The 18,703-nt window shown below is 66.4% G+C and carries 15 protein-coding genes; 12 read left to right on the top strand and 3 right to left on the bottom strand.

The features are described 5' to 3' along the window. From ACE3RX_RS13910 to ACE3RX_RS13875, 8 genes are all read left to right on the top strand, one after another. The coding region (locus ACE3RX_RS13910; RefSeq protein WP_374484742.1) for a methyl-accepting chemotaxis protein at positions 1–1,388 on the top strand (1,388 nt) is incomplete at its 5' end. 20 nt (positions 1,389–1,408) lie between these two features. Beyond that, the gene (locus ACE3RX_RS13905; protein ID WP_374484738.1) at positions 1,409–1,990 is read left to right on the top strand and encodes a chemotaxis protein CheW; all 582 of its coding nucleotides are present in this window, start codon (positions 1,409–1,411) and stop codon (positions 1,988–1,990) included. Positions 1,991–2,009: 19 nt separating this feature from the next. Then, a complete protein-coding gene (locus tag ACE3RX_RS13900) occupies positions 2,010–2,600 on the top strand; it encodes a chemotaxis protein CheD (protein WP_374484736.1) in 591 nt (196 codons plus the stop codon). A gap of 41 nt (positions 2,601–2,641) precedes the next feature. Further along, positions 2,642–3,448: a protein-glutamate O-methyltransferase CheR gene (locus tag ACE3RX_RS13895; protein ID WP_374484734.1), complete on the top strand. Its 807-nt coding sequence runs from the start codon at positions 2,642–2,644 to the stop codon at positions 3,446–3,448. Further along, positions 3,445–3,948 (top strand): chemotaxis protein CheD, encoded by a 504-nt coding sequence (locus tag ACE3RX_RS13890; RefSeq protein ID WP_374484732.1) that lies wholly within the window; start codon positions 3,445–3,447, stop codon positions 3,946–3,948. Before ACE3RX_RS13895 ends, ACE3RX_RS13890 begins: the two co-directional genes overlap by 4 nt. Continuing rightward, positions 3,945–5,039, top strand: coding sequence for a chemotaxis response regulator protein-glutamate methylesterase (locus tag ACE3RX_RS13885; protein WP_374484729.1), 1,095 nt, complete (start codon positions 3,945–3,947; stop codon positions 5,037–5,039). Before ACE3RX_RS13890 ends, ACE3RX_RS13885 begins: the two co-directional genes overlap by 4 nt. A gap of 144 nt (positions 5,040–5,183) precedes the next feature. After that, positions 5,184–9,113, top strand: coding sequence for a PAS domain S-box protein (locus tag ACE3RX_RS13880; protein WP_374484727.1), 3,930 nt, complete (start codon positions 5,184–5,186; stop codon positions 9,111–9,113). Then, complete coding sequence (locus ACE3RX_RS13875) at positions 9,110–10,570, top strand: bacteriohemerythrin (protein ID WP_374484722.1); 1,461 nt, start codon at positions 9,110–9,112, stop codon at positions 10,568–10,570. Before ACE3RX_RS13880 ends, ACE3RX_RS13875 begins: the two co-directional genes overlap by 4 nt. Before the next feature lie 50 nt (positions 10,571–10,620). Here the strand turns inward: ACE3RX_RS13875 and htpX are convergent, their stop codons facing one another. The 3 genes from htpX to def form a co-directional block, all read right to left on the bottom strand. Further along, a complete protein-coding gene (gene htpX, locus ACE3RX_RS13870; protein ID WP_374484719.1) occupies positions 10,621–11,472 on the bottom strand; it encodes a zinc metalloprotease HtpX in 852 nt (283 codons plus the stop codon). A gap of 174 nt (positions 11,473–11,646) precedes the next feature. Next, a complete protein-coding gene (fmt, locus tag ACE3RX_RS13865; RefSeq protein ID WP_374484716.1) occupies positions 11,647–12,567 on the bottom strand; it encodes a methionyl-tRNA formyltransferase in 921 nt (306 codons plus the stop codon). After that, positions 12,567–13,070 (bottom strand): peptide deformylase, encoded by a 504-nt coding sequence (def, locus tag ACE3RX_RS13860; RefSeq protein ID WP_374484714.1) that lies wholly within the window; start codon positions 13,068–13,070, stop codon positions 12,567–12,569. The genes fmt and def overlap by 1 nt, the downstream gene beginning before the upstream one ends. A gap of 143 nt (positions 13,071–13,213) precedes the next feature. Here def and ACE3RX_RS13855 point away from each other — a divergent pair, with 143 nt between their 5' ends. The 4 genes from ACE3RX_RS13855 to ACE3RX_RS13840 all read left to right on the top strand — a co-directional run bounded on the left by ACE3RX_RS13855 (position 13,214) and on the right by ACE3RX_RS13840 (position 18,597). Next, positions 13,214–14,311: a LysM peptidoglycan-binding domain-containing protein gene (locus tag ACE3RX_RS13855; RefSeq protein WP_374484711.1), complete on the top strand. Its 1,098-nt coding sequence runs from the start codon at positions 13,214–13,216 to the stop codon at positions 14,309–14,311. A gap of 13 nt (positions 14,312–14,324) precedes the next feature. Then, entirely contained in the window at positions 14,325–15,413 is a 1,089-nt protein-coding gene (gene dprA / locus ACE3RX_RS13850; protein WP_374484706.1) for a DNA-processing protein DprA, read from the top strand. A gap of 29 nt (positions 15,414–15,442) precedes the next feature. Beyond that, complete coding sequence (locus tag ACE3RX_RS13845; RefSeq protein ID WP_374484702.1) at positions 15,443–15,922, top strand: DUF494 family protein; 480 nt, start codon at positions 15,443–15,445, stop codon at positions 15,920–15,922. 152 nt (positions 15,923–16,074) lie between these two features. Further along, positions 16,075–18,597, top strand: coding sequence for a DNA topoisomerase III (locus tag ACE3RX_RS13840; protein ID WP_374484699.1), 2,523 nt, complete (start codon positions 16,075–16,077; stop codon positions 18,595–18,597). Positions 18,598–18,703 lie beyond the last annotated feature (106 nt).

Here is an 18,703-nt window from a genome sequence, read left to right as displayed (position 1 = left end):
CCGATGCGGGCGTGCTGTCCAAGGCTGCGGTGGAGGGCCGTCTGGCCACCCGTGCCGACGCGAGCCAGCACCAGGGTGACTTCCGCAGGATCGTGGAAGGCGTCAACAACACCCTCGACGCGGTGATCGGGCCGCTGAACGTGGCTGCCAACTACGTGGATCGGATCTCCAAGGGTGATATCCCGGCGAAGATCACCGACAGCTACAACGGCGACTTCAACACCATCAAGAACAACCTCAACACCTGCATCGAGGCGGTGAACAAGCTGGTGGCTGACGCCAACATGCTGTCCGCAGCGGCGATTGCCGGTCGCCTGGAAACCCGTGCAGAAGCCGGTCAGCACCAGGGTGATTTCCGCAAGATCGTGGATGGCGTGAATGGCACGCTGGATGCCATCGTCGGGCCGATCAACGAAGTGCGCCGCATCATGAGCGCGATCGAGCAGGGCGACCTGACCCAGAACATCACCAACGATTACCAGGGTGATTTCAAGGCGCTCAAGGAAGCGGTGAACAACACCGTCGGCAAGCTCTCCGACACCATCACCCAGGTGCGCACCGCCGCCGATGCGCTGACCAACGCGTCCGGCCAGGTTTCGGCAACTGCCCAGTCCCTGTCCCAGTCTTCGTCCGAACAGGCGGCCAGCGTCGAGGAGTCGTCCGCGTCGGTTGAGCAGATGTCGGCTTCGATCAAGCAGAACGCCGAGAACGCCAAGGTCACCGACAACCTGGCCTCGAAGACCGCGGTGGAAGCGACCGAGGGCGGCGACGCAGTGAAGAACACCGTCGATGCGATGAAGAAGATCGCCCAGAAGATCGGCATCATCGACGACATCGCCTACCAGACCAACCTGCTGGCCCTCAACGCCGCCATCGAAGCGGCTCGTGCCGGTGAGCATGGCAAGGGCTTCGCGGTCGTGGCTGCGGAAGTGCGCAAGCTGGCTGAGCGTTCCCAGGTCGCAGCCCAGGAGATCGGTGGCCTGGCCGGCGATTCCGTGGGCCTGGCCGAGCGTGCCGGTCAGCTCCTCGACGAGATCGTGCCGTCGATCCGCAAGACCTCCGACCTGGTGCAGGAGATCGCCTCCGCGTCCCAGGAGCAGTCGTCCGGCGTCGCGCAGATCAACAACGCGATGAACCAGCTCAACCAGGCCACCCAGCAGAACGCGTCGGCCTCCGAAGAGCTGGCCGCCACTGCGGAAGAACTGGGCGGCCAGGCCGAGCAACTGCAGCAGTTGATGCAGTTCTTCACCATCGATGAGCGCAACATGGGCCGGATTCTGGCTGCCGCGCCGTCGGCGGCACCGGGCCATTCCAATGTCGGCAAGGTTCGCGCGCCGGCCAAGGTTGCGGGGTTCGCGTTTAACGAAGGCGACTTCGAGAAGTTCTGAGCGGCGAAAGGAGCTAGAGCATGACGACGCTGCCCACGCCGGCGGGGGCGACTGCTGCTGCCGGGGCCAAGGCCCCGGTGGTGGTCGAGACCAGTCCCGCCCAATACCTTACGTTCCTGCTCGGCGGCGAGATGTTCGCCGTCGGCATCCTCAACATCAAGGAGATCATCGAGTACGGTACGGTCACCGAGATTCCGATGGTGCCGCCCTTCATCCGTGGGGTCATCAACCTGCGCGGCGCGGTGGTGCCGGTGATCGACCTGGCCAGCCGTTTCGGCGGCAAGCGTTCCGAGGTGTCCCGGCGCACCTGTATCGTCATCATCGAACTGACCGAGAACGACGAGCGACAGGATGTCGGGGTGGTGGTGGATGCGGTGTCCGAGGTGCTGGAGATTCCGGCGTCGGAGATCGAGCCGCCGCCGTCCTTCGGGGCCAAGATCCGCGCCGACTTCATCAAGGGGATGGGCAAGGTGAACGGCAAGTTCGTCATCCTCCTGGAGGTCGAGAAGGTTCTCTCGGTCGATGAGATCGCCACCCTGGCCCGCGTCGCCACCGACGGCGGCAGTGCCGACCTGACAGGCGGGGGCGCGCCGTCGGCTTGAACGGCATTCGGTGACGACGATGGATTACGCCAGCCTGCCGGCCCGGGAGATCGAGCGCCTGGCCCGCAATGTGGCGCCCGGTGCCTGGGCGGTGGAGCGGGAGCGGCCGCTGGCGACCCTGCTGGGTTCCTGCGTGGCGGTCTGTCTGTTCGACCCCCAGGCACGTATCGGTGGCATCAACCACTTCATGCTACCCAACCTGCAGCGCAGTTCCCACGGCGAGGTCGATGCGCTGCTGGCCGGCGACTACGCGATGGAAGCCTTGCTCAACGCGCTGTTGGCCCAGGGCGCCCGCAAGCCGCGCTTGCAGGCCAAGGCCTTTGGCGGTGGTACCATCATCGAAACCTCCGGGCAGTCCCTCGCCATCGGCCAGCGTAATGCGCATTTCGCCCGCGACTGGCTGAAGCGCGAGGGCATCCCGCTGCTGGCGTCAGACTTTCTCGGCCCCTGGTCGCGCAAGCTGCTGTTCCTGCCCAGTAACGGGGATGCCTGGTGCAAGCGCATCGTGACTTCCCATGCCACTGCCGAGGTGATCGCACGGGAAGAGCAGGCCTATGCAGCTACGCTGAACAAGCCCACCGAGCCGGATAACAACGTCGAACTGTTTTGAGGGTCGCCATGGAGCGGGTCCGTCCCCCTGTCGGGAGCCCCATGGGCTCCGCCATCACCAACGAGGAATTCGCGCTGTTCCAGCGGCTGATCTACAAGATCGCCGGCATCAGCCTGTCCGATGCCAAGAAGGTGCTGCTGGTCGGCCGCCTGTCCAAGCGCCTGAAACATTACAACTTCGACACTTTTTCCCAGTACTACCGCTTGCTGAGCTCGGGCCAGCATGCGGAAGAGCTGCAGGTCATGGTGGATCTGCTGACCACCAACGAGACTTATTTCTTCCGCGAGCCGGGGCATTTCACCTTCCTGAAGAACGAGGTGATCCGGGCGCGCCGGTCCGGTGGGGCGTTCCGCGTGTGGAGTGCGGCCTGCTCCACAGGCGAAGAGGTCTACACCCTGGCGATGCTGCTGGCCGATTCGCTGCCGCAAACCCCGTGGGAGGTGGTGGGCTCGGACATCAGCACCCAGGTGCTGGCCAAGGCCGCCGCCGGCCACTATCCGCTCGAGCGTAACGAGGGGATTCCTCCCGAATATCTCGCGAAGTATTGCCTGAAAGGTGTGCGCAGCCAGAGCGGGACCTTTCTGATCACACCTGAACTGAAGCGCCGGACCCGTTTTCAGCAGGTCAACCTGACCTTGCCGGTGCCGGCGGAGGTCGGCGAGTTCGATGTGATCTTCCTGCGTAACGTGATGATTTATTTCGACATGGACACCAAGCGTAAAGTCGTTGCCAACCTGTTGCCGCGCCTCAAGCCGGGGGGCCATCTGTTCATCGGCCATTCCGAGACGCTCAACGGTATCCAGCAGGGGCTGGAGCTGGTGCGGGCGACGATCTATCGCAAGCCATGATCGAGTGCGGTGACGATATCCGGGAAGTCTTCCTGCAACCCGGCGGTTTCTTCTTTGGCGGCGGCCGCACACGCATCTCGACGCTGCTGGGCTCCTGCGTGTCGATCACGCTGTGGCATCCGCTGCGCCTGATCGGGGGCATGTGTCATTACATGCTGCCGAGCCGGGGCCGTGCGGGTGGGCAGGCGCTGGACGGACGCTATGCGGATGAGGCGCTGGCCCTTTTCGATCGTGAGGTGACCAAGGTCGGCAGCAAACCGGCGGATTACCAGGTGAAGGTCTTCGGCGGCGGCAACATGCTGAGTCGGGACGTGGGCCGTCCGGCGGTGATGGACATTGCGCGCCGCAACGTGGATGCGGCCGATGCGCTGCTGGTGCGTCATGGCTATCGCCCGAGCGTCACCCATTGCGGGGGGACGGGCCATCGCAAGCTGATCTTCGATCTGTGGACCGGCCACGTCTGGCTGGCCCATCGTCCCATCGGCGAGGTGAATCCATGAGATCCCGGCCGATTCGTGTGATGATCGTCGATGACTCGGCGATCGTGCGCCAGGTCGCCAGCGAGGCGATCAACGCCCAGCCCGACATGACCGTGATGGCGACGGCCGTCGACCCGTTGTTTGCGATCGACAAGATGCGCAAGGAATGGCCTGACGTGGTGGTCCTCGACATCGAGATGCCGCGGATGGATGGCCTGACCTTCCTGCGCAAGCTGATGGCCGAGCGGCCGACGCCGGTGGTGATCTGCTCGACGCTGGTGGAGAGCGGTGCCAAGGCCAGCTTCGAGGCGCTGTCGGCGGGGGCTGTTGGGCTGGTGACCAAGCCCAAGGTAGGTCTCAAGCAGTTCCTGCAGGACGAGAGCGACAGCCTCGTGGCGGCCGTCCGGGCGGCGGCGAGTGCCCGCCTGCGTCCGGGTAACGCCAAGGCGGCTGCGGCACCGGAGGTGGTTCCGCGTCCCAAGCTGACCCTCGGCGACCTGCCGCGCGGGCCGCGCCTGGCAGTCAGCAGCGACCGTACGCGGATCGTGGCCATCGGCACATCCACCGGCGGAACGCTGGCGCTGGAGGCCGTGCTGACGGCGCTGCCCGAGGATGTGCCGGGTATCGTGGTGGTGCAGCACATGCCAGCCGGCTTCACCGAGATGTTCGCCCGTCGCCTCAACGGCCTCTGTCGCATCCAGGTGCGCGAGGCCCGCCATGGCGACAGGGTGGAGCCCGGCCTGGCCTTGATCGCGCCGGGCGGGCGCCACCTGCAGGTGACACGGGATGGCAACGGCTATTTCGTCGGGGTGATGGACGGCCCGTTGATCAACCGCCACAAACCTTCGGTGGATGTACTGTTCCGTTCGGTTGCGCGGGTGGCCGGTGCCAATGCGCTGGGGATCATCATGACCGGCATGGGGGATGACGGCGCTCTCGGTCTGAAGGAAATGCGTGATGCCGGTGCGGCGACAATCGCCGAGGCCGAGGAAACCTGTGTCGTCTTCGGCATGCCGAAGGAGGCCATCCTGCGCGGCGCGGTCGGCAGCGTGCTGCCCCTGCAAGACATCCCGGGTGGCCTGCTGGCCTGGAGCAAAGGGCGGGAGGCGTGATGCACGGGCGGGCACACTGCGTGGAAGAGGGCGCGACCGTTATATAGTGATGCTCCTGTCCTGATTTTTGCACCCGGAGCTGTTCAGCTGTTCATGACGGGCTTCCGGGTATTGTCAACCCGCGACCGCAAAGGGTCCCGTTCCATGTCCTTGCCGCCGGAGACACCGCGCTCCCAAGCTGCTCCATCCGCTGCCACGCCGGCTTCGACCGGCGATGGAACACGCTCCGGTGCGCTGCTCGAAGCTCTTGTCCGGACCCTGCCCGACCTAGTCTGGCTGAAGAGCCCCGAAGGGGTCTACCTGGCCTGCAACCCGCGCTTCGAGCTCTTCTTTGGCGCTCGTGAGGCCGAGATCGTGGGGCGGACCGACTATGATTTCGTGCCGCCGGCGCTGGCCGACACCTTCCGCCGCAATGATCTCGCGGCCATCGCCGCCCGGTCGCCCCACCGCAGCGAAGAGCGCGTCACCTTTGCGTCGGATGGGCATCAGGAAATCCTCGAGACCATCAAGACCCCCATGTACGACATGGACGGGGCCTTGATCGGCGTGCTGGGCGTGGCCCGCGACATCACCGCCGGCAAGCGCGTCGAGGCAGGCCTGCGGCGGGCCAATCGTGCGCTGGCGACGGTCAGCGAATGCAATCAGGCGGTGGCTCGCGCAACCGACGAGACGATGCTGCTGCGGGACATCTGCCGCCTGATGGTGGATTTCGGCGGCTATCGGATGGCCTGGGTCGGCTATCCCGAACATGATGTCCGCCGGCAGGTGCGGCCGGTGGCACAGTTCGGTTTCGTCGACGGCTATCTGGACTCGGTGTTCGTGTCATGGTGCGACGGTGTGGAGGGCGTTGGCCCCACCGGGACTGCCATTCGTGAGAAGCAGCCGCAGGTGTGCCGCGACATCCTGGCCGACCCGCGCTTCGCGCGCTGGCGGGAGCCGGCGGTGCGCAATGGCTACGCGTCCTCCTGCGCACTGCCGCTGCTGGATGCCGATGGCCACTGCTTTGGCGCGCTGAGTGTCTACTCGAGTGAGGCAGACGCCTTTGACGATGAGGAGATGCGCCTGCTGTCCGACCTGGGCGGCGACCTGGCCTTCGGCATCCGGGCGCTGCGCGACCGGGCGGCACGGGAGGAAGCCCAGCGTCGCCAGGTGCAGGCCGAGAGCCGCCTGCGCCACCTGGTCGAGGCGAGCCCGACCATTCTTTACGCGATGCGGCGGGAGGCCGGGCACTGGGTGCCGGCGATGGTCGGTGACAACATCCAGCGCATCTTCGGGTATGCGCCCGAGGATGTGCTGCAACCGGGCTGGTGGGCGGCCGGACTCCACCCCGATGACCGCGACACGGCGAAGGCGGCCTGGCGTAGCTTGAAGCCCGGTGGGCAACTCGGCCTCGAGTATCGCTTTGCCCATCGGGACGGGCGCTATATCTGGGTGCGTGACGAGTTACGGATGGCCGGCAACGCGGCCGAGGACGGCGAGGAGATTGTCGGTTCGTGGACCGATGTCACGGCCCGCCGGCGCGGTGAGATCTACCTGGCGACCCAGCGCCACATCCTCGAAATGGTCGCCTCCGGTGCCCCTCTGCACCACACTCTCGACACCCTGGCACGCGGTGTCGAGTCGCAGCTGGCCGACGTGAGGGTCTCCATCCTGCTGCTCGATTCGGACGGCGTTCATCTCCGGCACGGGGCTGCACCGAGCCTGCCCGATGGTTACAACCGGACCGTCGACGGGGTGGCGATCGGCGAGGCCGTGGGCTCCTGCGGTACGGCGGCGTGGCGCTGTAGCCCGGTGATCGTCAAGGACATTGCCCGTGACCCCTTGTGGCTGAACTACCGGGGGTTGGCCGCCGAGTACGGGCTGGTTGCTTGCTGGTCGACGCCGATCTTCAGCCGCGAAGGCGTTGTGCTTGGTACCTTCGCGCTTTATCCGGGCTGCGTGTCGGGGCCGACGGAGCAGCACTTGCAGCAGGTCTCGATGGCCACCGATCTGGCGGCCATTGCCATTGCGCGCCACCGGGAGGAGTCCGCCCTGCGGGAGAGCGAGGCCCGTTTCCGACAGCTGTTCGAGGTGGCGCCGCTGCCGCTCAGCCTCGTCGACGGAGAGGGGCGCATCGTCGATATCAACCGCCGCTTCGTCGAGAGTTTCGGCTACTCCCGCGCGGAGATCCCTGATGTGGATACCTGGTGGCTGCTGGCCTATCCTGATCCAGACTACCGCGCCTGGGCCCGTGGCATTTGGCTGGAGGCCATTCACCAGGCCCGCGCCGCCGGCCGCCCTGTTGAGCCGAGGGAGTTCCGCATCACCTGCAAGTCCGGCGAGCAACGGACCCTGATGGTGGCCGGGTCGGATGTGGGTGAGCTGTTCATGGCGACTTTCTTCGACATCACCGAGCGGCGCGAGCTGGATGCCCAGCTGGCGGTCTACCACCACCATCTTGAAGACCTGGTGGCTGAACGCACCGGGCAACTGGCCGAGGCCCGCCAGCGCGCCGAGGCCGCCAGCCAGGCAAAGAGCGCCTTCCTGGCCAACATGAGCCACGAGATCCGCACGCCGATGAATGCCATCCTCGGCCTGGCCCGCCTGCTCGAGCGCAGTCCTTTGGAAGCCGCCCAGCGCGACCGCCTGCACAAGATCCGCCATGCCGGCGCGCACCTGCTGTCGATCATCAACGACATCCTCGACATCTCGAAGATCGAGGCCGGCAAGCTGCTGCTGGAGTCCATCGACTTTTCCCCGGAAGCCCTCTTCAACCAGGCCCATTCCCTCATCCACGAACGCTTGGCGGCCAAGCACCTGAGCTTTCACTCCAGCACGGACGGCTTGCCGCCCGTGCTGCGCGGCGACGTGACGCGCCTGCGGCAGGCCCTGCTCAACTACCTCGGCAATGCGGTGAAATTCACCGAGCGAGGCGGCGTCAGTCTTACCGCCCGCATCGTGGACGAGCGGGAGCAGGACATGCTGGTCCGCTTCGAGGTCACGGACAGCGGGATCGGCATTGCGGCGGATCAGCTGCCGCGCCTCTTCCAGTCCTTCGAGCAAGCGGATGCCTCAACGACCCGCAAGTACGGTGGGACGGGCCTCGGCCTGGCGCTGACCCGCCATCTGGCGGCGTTGATGGGCGGCGAAGCCGGGGTGGAGAGCCGCCTGGGGCAGGGCAGCACCTTCTGGTTCACCGCCCGTCTGCAGACACGCCCGGGCGTGACTCTGCCGGTGGTAGGGAGCGACGCACGTACCGGCGCCTCCCTCGAGGATGCGCCGGCCTTGCACGGACGACGGGTATTGCTGGTCGAGGACAACCTGCTCAACCAGGAAGTGGCGATGGACATGCTCTCGGACCTGGGCGTGGTTGTGGACTGCGCCGAGAACGGCCAGGAGGCGGTGGACTGCGTGCAGAACGGGGTTTTCGACCTCGTCCTGATGGACATGCAGATGCCGGTGATGGATGGCCTCGAGGCCACCCGGAGCATCCGTGGGCTGGATGGGCAGGGCGCGTTGCCGATCGTTGCGATGACCGCCAACGCCTTCGATGAGGACCAGGATGCGTGCCGCGCTGCGGGCATGAACGATTTTCTCGCCAAGCCGGTGGAGCCCGAAGATCTGCGCCGCGTACTGCTCAAGTGGCTGCAGCCGGGCGCGGCGCTGCCGATCCCGGTACCCGCCGCCATGGCTGCCGACGATGCGGGGTCCGATGCGTGGATCGTCCGCCTGCGGGGCATCGCCGGGCTGGATACGGAGAAGGGGGTGCGCCTGGTGCGCGGCAAGTGGACCACCTATGGCCGGCTGCTCGGCCTCTTCGCCAGCAACCAGGCCGACGTGGCGGAGCGCCTCAAGGCCTGCCTGGCTGCCGGGGATCTGGTCGGCATCGAACGTCTGGCCCATACCCTCAAGGGAGCCGCCGGCAACGTGGGGGCGGCGGACGTCTTCGCGCTTGCCGACGGGATCTGCCGGATCGTGCGCAGCGGCAATGTGGAGGCGCTGGCGGACCAAGTGGTGACGCTGGGGCAGGTCATGCCGACGCTGGTGGACGGGATCCGGGCCGCACTGGACGGACGTGCCGGGGGCCAGCCATGAGCGGGGCGCAGAAGATCACGCCCTTCCGCTGGGCTGAGTATTTTGAAACCGGCTTTGCCGAGGTGGATGGGCAGCACCACAAGCTGGTGGACCTGATCAACATGCTGGTCCAGCGGGCAGCCAGCGGCGCGGTCATCCAGCCAGCGGAGCTGAGCCATGTACTGGATGGCCTGGCGCGCTACGCCATTCATCACTTCGCCACGGAGGAGGCACTGATGGAGCAGGCGGGCATCGACCCGCGCCACCTGCGCAGCCATCGCCAGAGCCACGCCGACTTTGTCGCCAGGGTCGAGGAGATGCGCCAGTCTGACGATATCGACCGGGTCGTTTCGCTGCTCTACCGTTTTGTGACCAGTTGGCTGACCTTCCACATCCTCGATACCGATCAGAGCATGGCCCGCCAGCTGCGTGCCCTGGCCGCAGGGGTACCGGCTGCAGAGGCCTACGCCGGCGAAGCGGAGCATCACGGGGATCCGGCCAATACCGCGCTGGTCGGTGCCGTGCGCAATCTGCTGGGGCTGGTGGCGGAGCGCAACGAGGCGCTGGCCCGCAGCAACGCCTGTCTGGAAGAGCGGGTTGCCGAACGTACGGAGGCGCTGCAGCAGGCCAACCAGGCCCTGCGCCACACCCTCGACACCCTGCAGACCACCCGCAGCCAGCTGCAGGAGGCCGACAAGCTGGCGGCGGTCGGCCAACTGGCCGCCGGGGTCGCTCACGAGATCAACAACCCACTCGGCTTTGTCGCTTCCAACCTCGGCACCCTGCGGGAGTACGCAGAGCGCCTGCTGGCGCTGGTGGATACCGCAGACCGCTTGTGCGCAGACGATGGCGTCGCGGACGCCTGGCAGGCCACTCGGGCCGGCGCCGACCTCGACTTCATCCGCGAGGATCTGCCGGGGCTGGTGTCCGAGTCGATGCGTGGTCTCGGGCGGGTCAGCGACATTGTTCATGCCCTGCAGGAGTTCGCCAGTCAGGGGCGGGAGCCGGTGGAGTGCTCCGAGGTGCGTCTCGACGTGCTGCTTGACGAGGCGGTTCGTGCGCTGGCCGGTAAGCGCGGGGCTGGCCAGCAACTGGTGCGTGCCTACACCGATCTGCCGGTGCTCGCGGTGAATCCGACGCTGCTCGGCGAGGCCTTCAAGGCCATCATTGACAATGGACTGCGCGCCCTCGGCGGTGCGCCGGGCACCGTGGCGTTACGTGCCCGCGAGGTGGCCGGTGAGCTGTGGGTGGATATCGAGGATAGTGGCTGCGGCATGGACGAGGCGGTCCGCGCGCGCATTTTCGAGCCGTTCTTTACTACCCGCGCGGTGGGGGACGGGCGCGGTCTCGGCCTGTCGTCGGCCTACCGCATCGTCCGCCAGCATGGCGGGCGGATCGAGGTGGACAGCCAGCCGGGGCACGGCAGCCGCTTCCGCGTCGTGCTGCCGATGTCTCCCAAGGACGCCCCTCTGAAATGAAGGAACCCGGCCGAGGCCGGGTTCCGGTGGTGCTGTCGAGCCGGGCCGTGTCAGCGGCGGCCGGCCATCGCGCGCAGGCGTGCGACCCGTTCCTCGGTGGCCGGGTGGGTGCTGAACAGCCCGGCCAGGCCGCCGCCCGAGAGTGGGTTCATGATCATCATCTGGCCGGTTTCCGGGTGGGCCTCGGCGCTCGGCATCGGAATGCCGCGGGCGAAGGCGTCGATCTTCATCAGCGCGTCGGCCAGTGCGTGCGGGTCGCTGGCGATCTCGGCGCCGCCGCGGTCAGCCTCGAATTCTCGGGCGCGGGAGATCGCCATCTGGATCACGCTGGCCGCCAGCGGGGCGAGCAGGGCCACCGCGATGGAGGCGATCGGGTTGGCCGGGCGGCCTTCCGAGTCGCGGCCGCTGAAGAACATCGCGAAATTGGCCAGTGCCGAGATTGCGCCGGCCATCGTTGCCGAGATCGTCGAGATCAGGATGTCCCGGTGCTTCACGTGGGCCAGCTCGTGGGCCATCACGCCGCGCAGTTCGCGCTGGCTGAGCATCTGCAGGATGCCGGTGGTGGCCGCCACGGCGGCGTTCTCGGGGTTCCGGCCGGTGGCGAAGGCGTTCGGCTGGTCCTCGTGGATGATGTACACGCGCGGCATCGGCAGTTGGGCGCGGCCGGCCAGTTCGCGGACCATGTTGTAGAGGTAAGGGGAGCTGGTTTCATCCACTTCCTGCGCGTTGTACATGCGCAGCACCATCTTGTCGGAGAACCAGTAGGAGAACAGGTTCATCGCGCCGCCGAAGACCAGCGCGAGCACCATCCCCGACTTGCCGCCGATGAGGCCGCCGATCACGCCGAACAGCGCGATGATTGCCGCCATCAGGATGGATGTCTTGAGCCAGTTGCCGAGCATTGGGTGTAACCGTCCTTTCGGGATTGAGTGGGAAACGCTGGTTAGATGGGGAAGAGCACTAAAAATTCAAGAATTTTTAAGTGCTTGCGTAAAAACCTGTAAGCGGGAGCCGCATGCCGCATGAAAAAGGCCCGCGTTGGACGCGGGCCTTGCGGACAGCTGCGGAGGCGCTGGCTAGTCGAAGCGGGTCCCCGCCGCGATAGCCGTGCCGCGCACGAAGTCGGCTGCAGCCAGGCGTTTGCCGCCGGGCTTCTGCAGTTCGGTGATGCACAGCGCACCCTCGCCGCAGGCGACGATCACGCCGGCCCCTTCGGCCAGCAGGATTTCGCCGGGGGCGCCGCTGGCGTCGATGGCGCGGGCGCGCCACAGCTTGATCGGCGTGCCCTGGTAATTGCCCAGCGCGCCGGGGAAGGGGTTGAAGGCGCGGATCGCCCGTTCGATCTCGGTGGCCGGGCGGGTCCAGTCCACCGTCGCCTCGGCCTTGCCGATCTTGGCGGCGTAGGTGACACCGTCGGCGGGCTGCGGGGTGGCCGTCAGACCGCCGGGCAAGGCCCGCAGGGCATCGACGATCAGGTCGGCGCCGATCCCGGCCAGGCGGTCGTGGAGGCTGCCGGTGGTGTCGTCGGACTCGATGGCCGTGCTGCGCTTCATCAGCATCGGGCCCGTGTCGAGGCCGGCGTCCATCTGCATGATGGTGATGCCGGTTTCTGCATCACCGGCTTCGATGGCCCGGTGGATCGGCGCGGCGCCGCGCCAGCGCGGCAGCAGCGAGGCATGGATGTTGAGGCAGCCGTAGCGCGGCAGGTCGAGCACGGCCTGGGGCAGGATGATGCCGTAGGCGGCCACTACCAACACGTCCACGCCGGCTTCGGCCAGCGGCGCTTGTTGTTCCGGCGTACGCAGTTTTTCCGGCTGATGGACGGGAATGCCCGCGGCGAAGGCGACCTGCTTGACCGGGCTGGGCTGCAGTTGCATGCCGCGCCCGGCCGGGCGGTCCGGCTGGGTCAGGACCAGCGGCACTTCGAAGCCGGCGGCGAGGATGGCTTGCAGCGCGGCGGCGGCGAATTCGGGGGTTCCGGCGAAGGCGACTTTCATCAGGCGGTGATCCGGGCTTTCTTCGCCAGCTTGCCCTTGATGCGGGTCTGCTTGAGCTGGGACAGATATTCGACGAAGACCTTGCCCTCCAGGTGGTCCAGCTCATGCTGGATGCACACCGCGAGGAGGCCGTCGGCTTCCATCTCGAAGCTCTCGCCCTTCTGGTTGAGGGCGCGTACCTTGACTCGCTCGGCACGGACGACCTTGTCGTAGATGCCGGGTACGGACAGGCAGCCTTCCTCGCCCAGATGCTCGCCGGAGCGTTCGATGATTTCCGGGTTGATCAGCGCCAGCAACTCGGACTTGTCTTCCGACACGTCGATGACGACGACCCGTTTATGGACGTCCACCTGAGTGGCGGCCAGGCCGATGCCGGGGGCCTCATACATGGTTTCCGCCATGTCGGCGATCAGCCGGCGGATTTCGTCGTTTACTTCGCGCACCGGGGTGGCGCGGGTGTGCAGACGAGGATCGGGATAACGGAGAATGGGTAGCAGGGCCATAAATATTGCCGGATGAAGACTTTACGTGCAGAATTTTGAGCCAAATCTACGATGCTCGCATCTTGCAAGGCGGGTATCGGCTCCGCAACACAGGCAAGCCCTTGTCGGGTGGTACCTGTTCGCCGAAAGCGAGTGCTCTTCCGATGATTCGCATTATATCCGCCCTCCTGATCGGCGTCGCCGCCCTGGTACCGGTCACTGCCGGCGCCACCAGTCCCATCCGCCTGGCCGACGATGCGCCGGACAGCCACATGGTGGTCCCCGGTGACACCCTGTGGGGCATCTCCGGCAAGTTCCTCAAGGAGCCCTGGCGCTGGCCCGAGGTGTGGCGCCTGAACCGCGAGCAGATCCGCAACCCGCACCTGATCTATCCGGGCCAGGTCATCGTGCTCGACCGCAGCGGCCCGACCCTCAAGCTGGGTAAGCGCGTAGGTGGCCTCCCCGACCGTCCGCTTTACGAGAAGCGTTTCCCGCAGGTCTACTCCGAGCCTGACAAGGCGGCGATCCAGAGCATTCCGTTGCGGGTGATCGCACCTTTCCTGTCCGAGCCGCTGGTCGTCACGGACAAGGATGACAGCTCCGCCGGGATCCTGGTGGCAACCCAGGAGGGGCGCGTGTTCACCAGCGCCGGCGATACCATCTTCGCGACCCGCATCACGCCGGAGACCCGGACCTGGAACCTGTATCGCAAGGCTCGGCCGCTGAAGGAGCCGGTCACCGGCGAGATCCTCGGCTACGAAGCGGTGCATCTCGGTGTCGCCGAGGTGAATGCCGACCCCGAAGCCGACAAACTGGCCGCTGCCGAAAGCAAGCCGGGCACCGTGGTGCCCACCAGCCTGATGGTGCTGAGCGCCAAGCAGGAAATCGGCAAGGGCGACCGGCTGCTGCCGGCAGGGCGCCCCGAACTGCCCAGCTACGTGCCCCACGCGCCGGAGAAGGACCTCAGCGGGCGCGTCGTGTCCATCTACAACGGGGTGTCCGAGACCGGGCGCTACCACGTGGTGTCGATCAGCCTCGGCAAGCAGGACGGCATGGAGGTCGGGCATGTGCTGGCGTTGCACCGGAACCGCGGCGAGGCCGTCTATCGTGAGGACAACGTCGGAACCCCGCAGCGCTTCCGTCTGCCGGAACAGCGTTACGGACTGGTTTTCGTGTTCCGGGTGTTCGATCGCCTCTCCTACGCGCTGGTGATGGACAACCTCGGTGCAGTGGCGGTGGCCGACAGCGTCCGGAAACCCTGAGCGCCGCAGCATCTTGTCAGGCGTGCATCCCCTTGCCGGCTGGCTGCGTCTGACCCTCACCCCGGGCCTGGGGCCGGCCAGCCAGCGCCAGCTGCTGGCCGCCTTCGGGCTACCCGAGCGGATTTATGCGGCGCCCCCCGCAGCCCTGGCGGCGGTGGTTGGTGAGCCCGCCGTCCGCCAACTCCTCGAACACGATGCCAGTGCCGCGGTGAGCACCGCGCTGGAGTGGCTGACGGAATCCGGCAACGCGCTCCTGACCCTCGGCGATGAAAGCTATCCCGCGGCGCTGCTGGAAATCCCCGATCCCCCCGTGCTGCTTTATGTGAAGGGTGACGCGAGCCTGCTGAGCCGCCCGTCCATGGCCGTGGTCGGTGCCCGCAATGCCACGCCGCAGGGCGAGGCCAACGCGGAGGCGTTTTCGACCGCCCTGTCGTCCGCTGGCCTGACCATCGTCAGCGGCCTGGCCCTCGGCATCGACGCGGCGGCCCACCGAGGCGGCCTTGCCGGGGCTGGCCGCACGGTGGCGGTGATCGGCACTGGGGCCGACCGCATCTACCCGGCCCGCAACGCAGCGCTGGCGCGGCGCATCGCCGAAGCCGGCGCGATCGTCAGCGAATTCCCCCTCGGCAGTGGTCCGCTGGCTCACCATTTTCCGCGCCGCAACAGGCTGATCGCTGGCCTGTCCTGCGGCGTGCTGGTGGTTGAGGCGGCGGTCAAGAGCGGGTCGCTGATCACCGCGCGGCTGGCCGGCGACTGCGGGCGGGAGGTCTTCGCGATCCCGGGGTCCATCCATTCGCCCCTGTCGCGCGGTTGCCACCGCCTGATCCGCGATGGCGCGAAACTCGTCGAATCTGCCAATGACATACTCGAGGAGCTGCGCCTGCCCGAGCCGGAAGTGGCGCCGCAGCAAGCCTCTGGCCCGGCGGAGGGGGGCGGAGACGAAGGTGGCGTGCTCGCCGCACTGGGCCACGACCCGGTGGACATGGATACTCTTGTGCACCGCACCAGCTTGACGCCGGAAGCGCTCTACGCCATTCTGCTTACGCTGGAACTCGACGGACGGGTCTCCCGCCTGCCCGGAGGGCGCCTCCAGCGCCTTTGAAAAACCACCGGCCTCAGGCCCTACGCGCCATGTTCGATATCCTCGTGTACCTCTTCGAGAACTACGTCCACGCCGACGCATGCCCCGAACCCGCGCAGCTGGCCCGCAAGCTCACGGCCGCCGGTTTTGAGGAAGAAGAAATCACTGATGCTCTGGAGTGGCTGTCGGGACTGCGCCAGTTGTCCGATGGCGAGCGTCCGGCCCAGTGCGCCCGCGCCGGCTCCCTGCGCATCTACGCCGACGACGAACTGTCCCGCCTGGGTGTGGAGTGCCGTGGCTTCCTGCTCTTCCTCGAGAACGCTGGCATCCTCGATTCCGAGTGCCGGGAAATGATCATCGAGCGGGCCTTGGCTCTCGACGACCCGGAGATCGAACTGGAAAATCTCAAGGTCATCGTGCTGATGGTGCTGTGGCAGCAGGACCGCCCGATCAACGGCCTGATCCTCGACGAACTTCTCAACGAGGGGCTCGAGGACGAAGACGAGCCGGCTGCATACCCGGTGCATTGATCGGCTGGCGGCTTGCACGGCCGGCGCAGGCTTCCGTATGATGCGCCGCTCCCCCAACAACCTGAATCAGGCGCCATGTTGCGCGCTACAGGCATGAGCCGGCCGGTTGCCCATCGGGCATAGACCGGGTTGCGCAGCACGAAGGTACTCCAATGAGCAAGCAGCTGATCATCGCGGAAAAGCCCTCGGTCGCGGCGGACATCGCCCGCGCCCTGGGCGGTTTCACCAAGGAAAAGGACTATTTCGAGTCGGAGCACTACGTGCTGTCCTCGGCGGTTGGCCATCTGCTCGAGCTCACGGTGCCCGCCGAATTCGAAGTCAAGCGTGGCAAGTGGTCCTTTGCACACCTTCCAGTCATCCCGCCCCATTTCGCTCTCAACCCGATCGAGAAGACCGAGGACCGGCTCAAGCTGCTGACCCGTCTGATCAAGCGCAAGGACGTCACCGGCCTGATCAACGCCTGTGACGCGGGGCGTGAAGGGGAGCTGATCTTCAGCTTCATCGTGCAGCACTCCGGCAGCACCAAGCCGGTGCAGCGCCTGTGGCTGCAGTCGATGACCGCCGGCGCGATCCGCGACGGTTTCGCGCAGTTGCGCGCCGCCGCCGACGTGGAGGGCCTGCGCGAAGCTGCCGTGTGCCGCGCCGAGAGCGATTGGCTGATCGGCATCAACGGCACCCGCGCGATGACCGCCTTCAACTCCAAGACCGGTGGCTTCCATCTGACAACGGTCGGGCGCGTGCAGACCCCGACATTGGCGATCGTCGTCGAGCGCGAAGAAAAGATCCGCGCCTTCAAGCCCACCGACTACTGGGAGCTGGAGGCCAGCTTCGGCTGCCAGGCCGGCGCCTACGCCGGCCGCTGGTTCGACGAAGGCTTCAAGAAGCCTGAGGAAGGGACGCCACTCGCTGAGCATGCCACCGCCTTCCGTCTGTGGGACAAGGCGAAGGCCGCAGCCATCAAGGCCAAGTGCGAGGGCAAGACCGGCACCGTCGAGGAAGAGTCCAAGCCGACCACCCAGCTGTCGCCGCTGCTGTTTGACCTGACATCCCTGCAGCGCGAGGCCAACGGCCGTTTCGGCTTCTCGGCCCGTACCACGCTGCAACTGGCCCAGGCGCTGTACGAAAAGCACAAAGTTCTGACCTACCCGCGGACCGATGCCCGCGCGCTGCCGGAAGACTACGTCGGCCAGGTCCAGGGCATCCTCGGCGGCTTGCCGGACGCCTATGCGCCGTTTGCCAACGAGATCGTCAAGCACGGCTGGGCCAAGCCCAACAAGCGCATCTTTAATAACGCCAAGATCTCCGACCACTTTGCGATCATCCCCACCGGCACGGCGCCCAAGAGCCTGTCCGAGGCCGAGGCGAAGATCTACGACCTGGTAACCCGGCGTTTCCTGTCGGTGTTCTACCCGGCCGCCGAGTACCGCGTGACCACCCGTATCACCCGCGTCGAGGGCGAGGCCTTCAAGACCGAGGGCAAGATCCTCGTCAATCCGGGCTGGCTGGCCATCTACGGCAAGGCAGCGGCGGTGGCGAGTGACGAAGAGGGCGGCACGCCGCAGCTGGTTGCGGTCGAGCCGGGTGAGAAGGTCAGCACCGACGAGATTCTGCTCAAGGCCCTGGTCACCAAGCCGCCCGCACGCTTCAACGAAGCCACGCTGCTGTCCGCGATGGAAGGCGCCGGCAAGATGGTGGATGACGAGGAGCTGCGTGCCGCGATGGCCGGCCGAGGCCTCGGCACGCCGGCAACCCGTGCGCAGATCATCGAAAACCTGATCGGCGAAACCTACATGCTGCGGGACGGCAAGGAGCTGATCCCGACCGCCAAGGCCTTCTCGCTGATCACGCTGCTGCGCGGCCTGGGCACCAACGAACTGACCTCGCCGGAACTCACCGGCGAATGGGAACACAAGCTGGCCCAGATGGAACGCGGCGCGCTGTCACGGGCCGAGTTCATGGAGCACATCCAGTCCATGACCCGTGACATCGTCGAGCGCGCCAAGCGCTACGAGTCCGACACCGTGCCGGGTGATTTCGCGACGCTGCAGACGCCGTGCCCGAAGTGCGGTGGCCAGGTGAGGGAGAACTACAAGAAGTTCTCCTGCCAGAGCTGCGACTGGAGTGCCTGGAAGATCGTCGCCGGCCGCCAGTTCGAGATCCCGGAGATCGAGACCCTGCTGGCTACCGGCCGGGTTGGGCCGCTGCTGGGTTTCCGCAACAAGATGGGGCGTCTGTTCAACGCCGAGATCCGCCTCAACGACGACAAGCAGCCCGAGTTCGATTTCGGCCAGCCGAAGGAAGACGAAGCTGCTGAGGCGGTGGATTTCTCCGGCCAGGACTCCCTGGGCCTGTGCCCGAAGTGCAGCGCCCAGGTGTATGAGCACGGCCTGTCCTACATCTGCAGCAAGTCGGTGGGGCCGGAGAAATCCTGCGACTTCCGCTCCGGCAAGATCATCCTGCAGCAGCCGATCGAACGCGACCAGATGCAGAAGTTGCTCGATACCGGGCGGACCGACCTGCTCCGCGGTTTCGTGTCGAGCCGCACCAAGCGCAAGTTCTCGGCCTTCCTGGTGCGAGGCGACGATGGCAAGGTTGGCTTCGAGTTCGAGAAGAAGGAACCCAAGGCGGCGGCTGCCAAGAAGCCGGCCAGCCGCAAGAAGGCCGAAGCCGAGTAAGGTCCGGATGATCCAAGTAAAAATGCCCGCCGTGATGGCGGGCATTTTTTTGGAACCTAGACGCTGTCGTTGAGGGGCTTGGCTGTGGGGGCGCATGAATGCGCCC

Source organism: Zoogloea sp., assembly GCF_041914405.1.
In the GTDB taxonomy this organism is placed as follows: Bacteria; Pseudomonadota; Gammaproteobacteria; order Burkholderiales; family Rhodocyclaceae; genus Zoogloea.
This window is presented reverse-complemented; position numbering and strand designations above follow the sequence as displayed.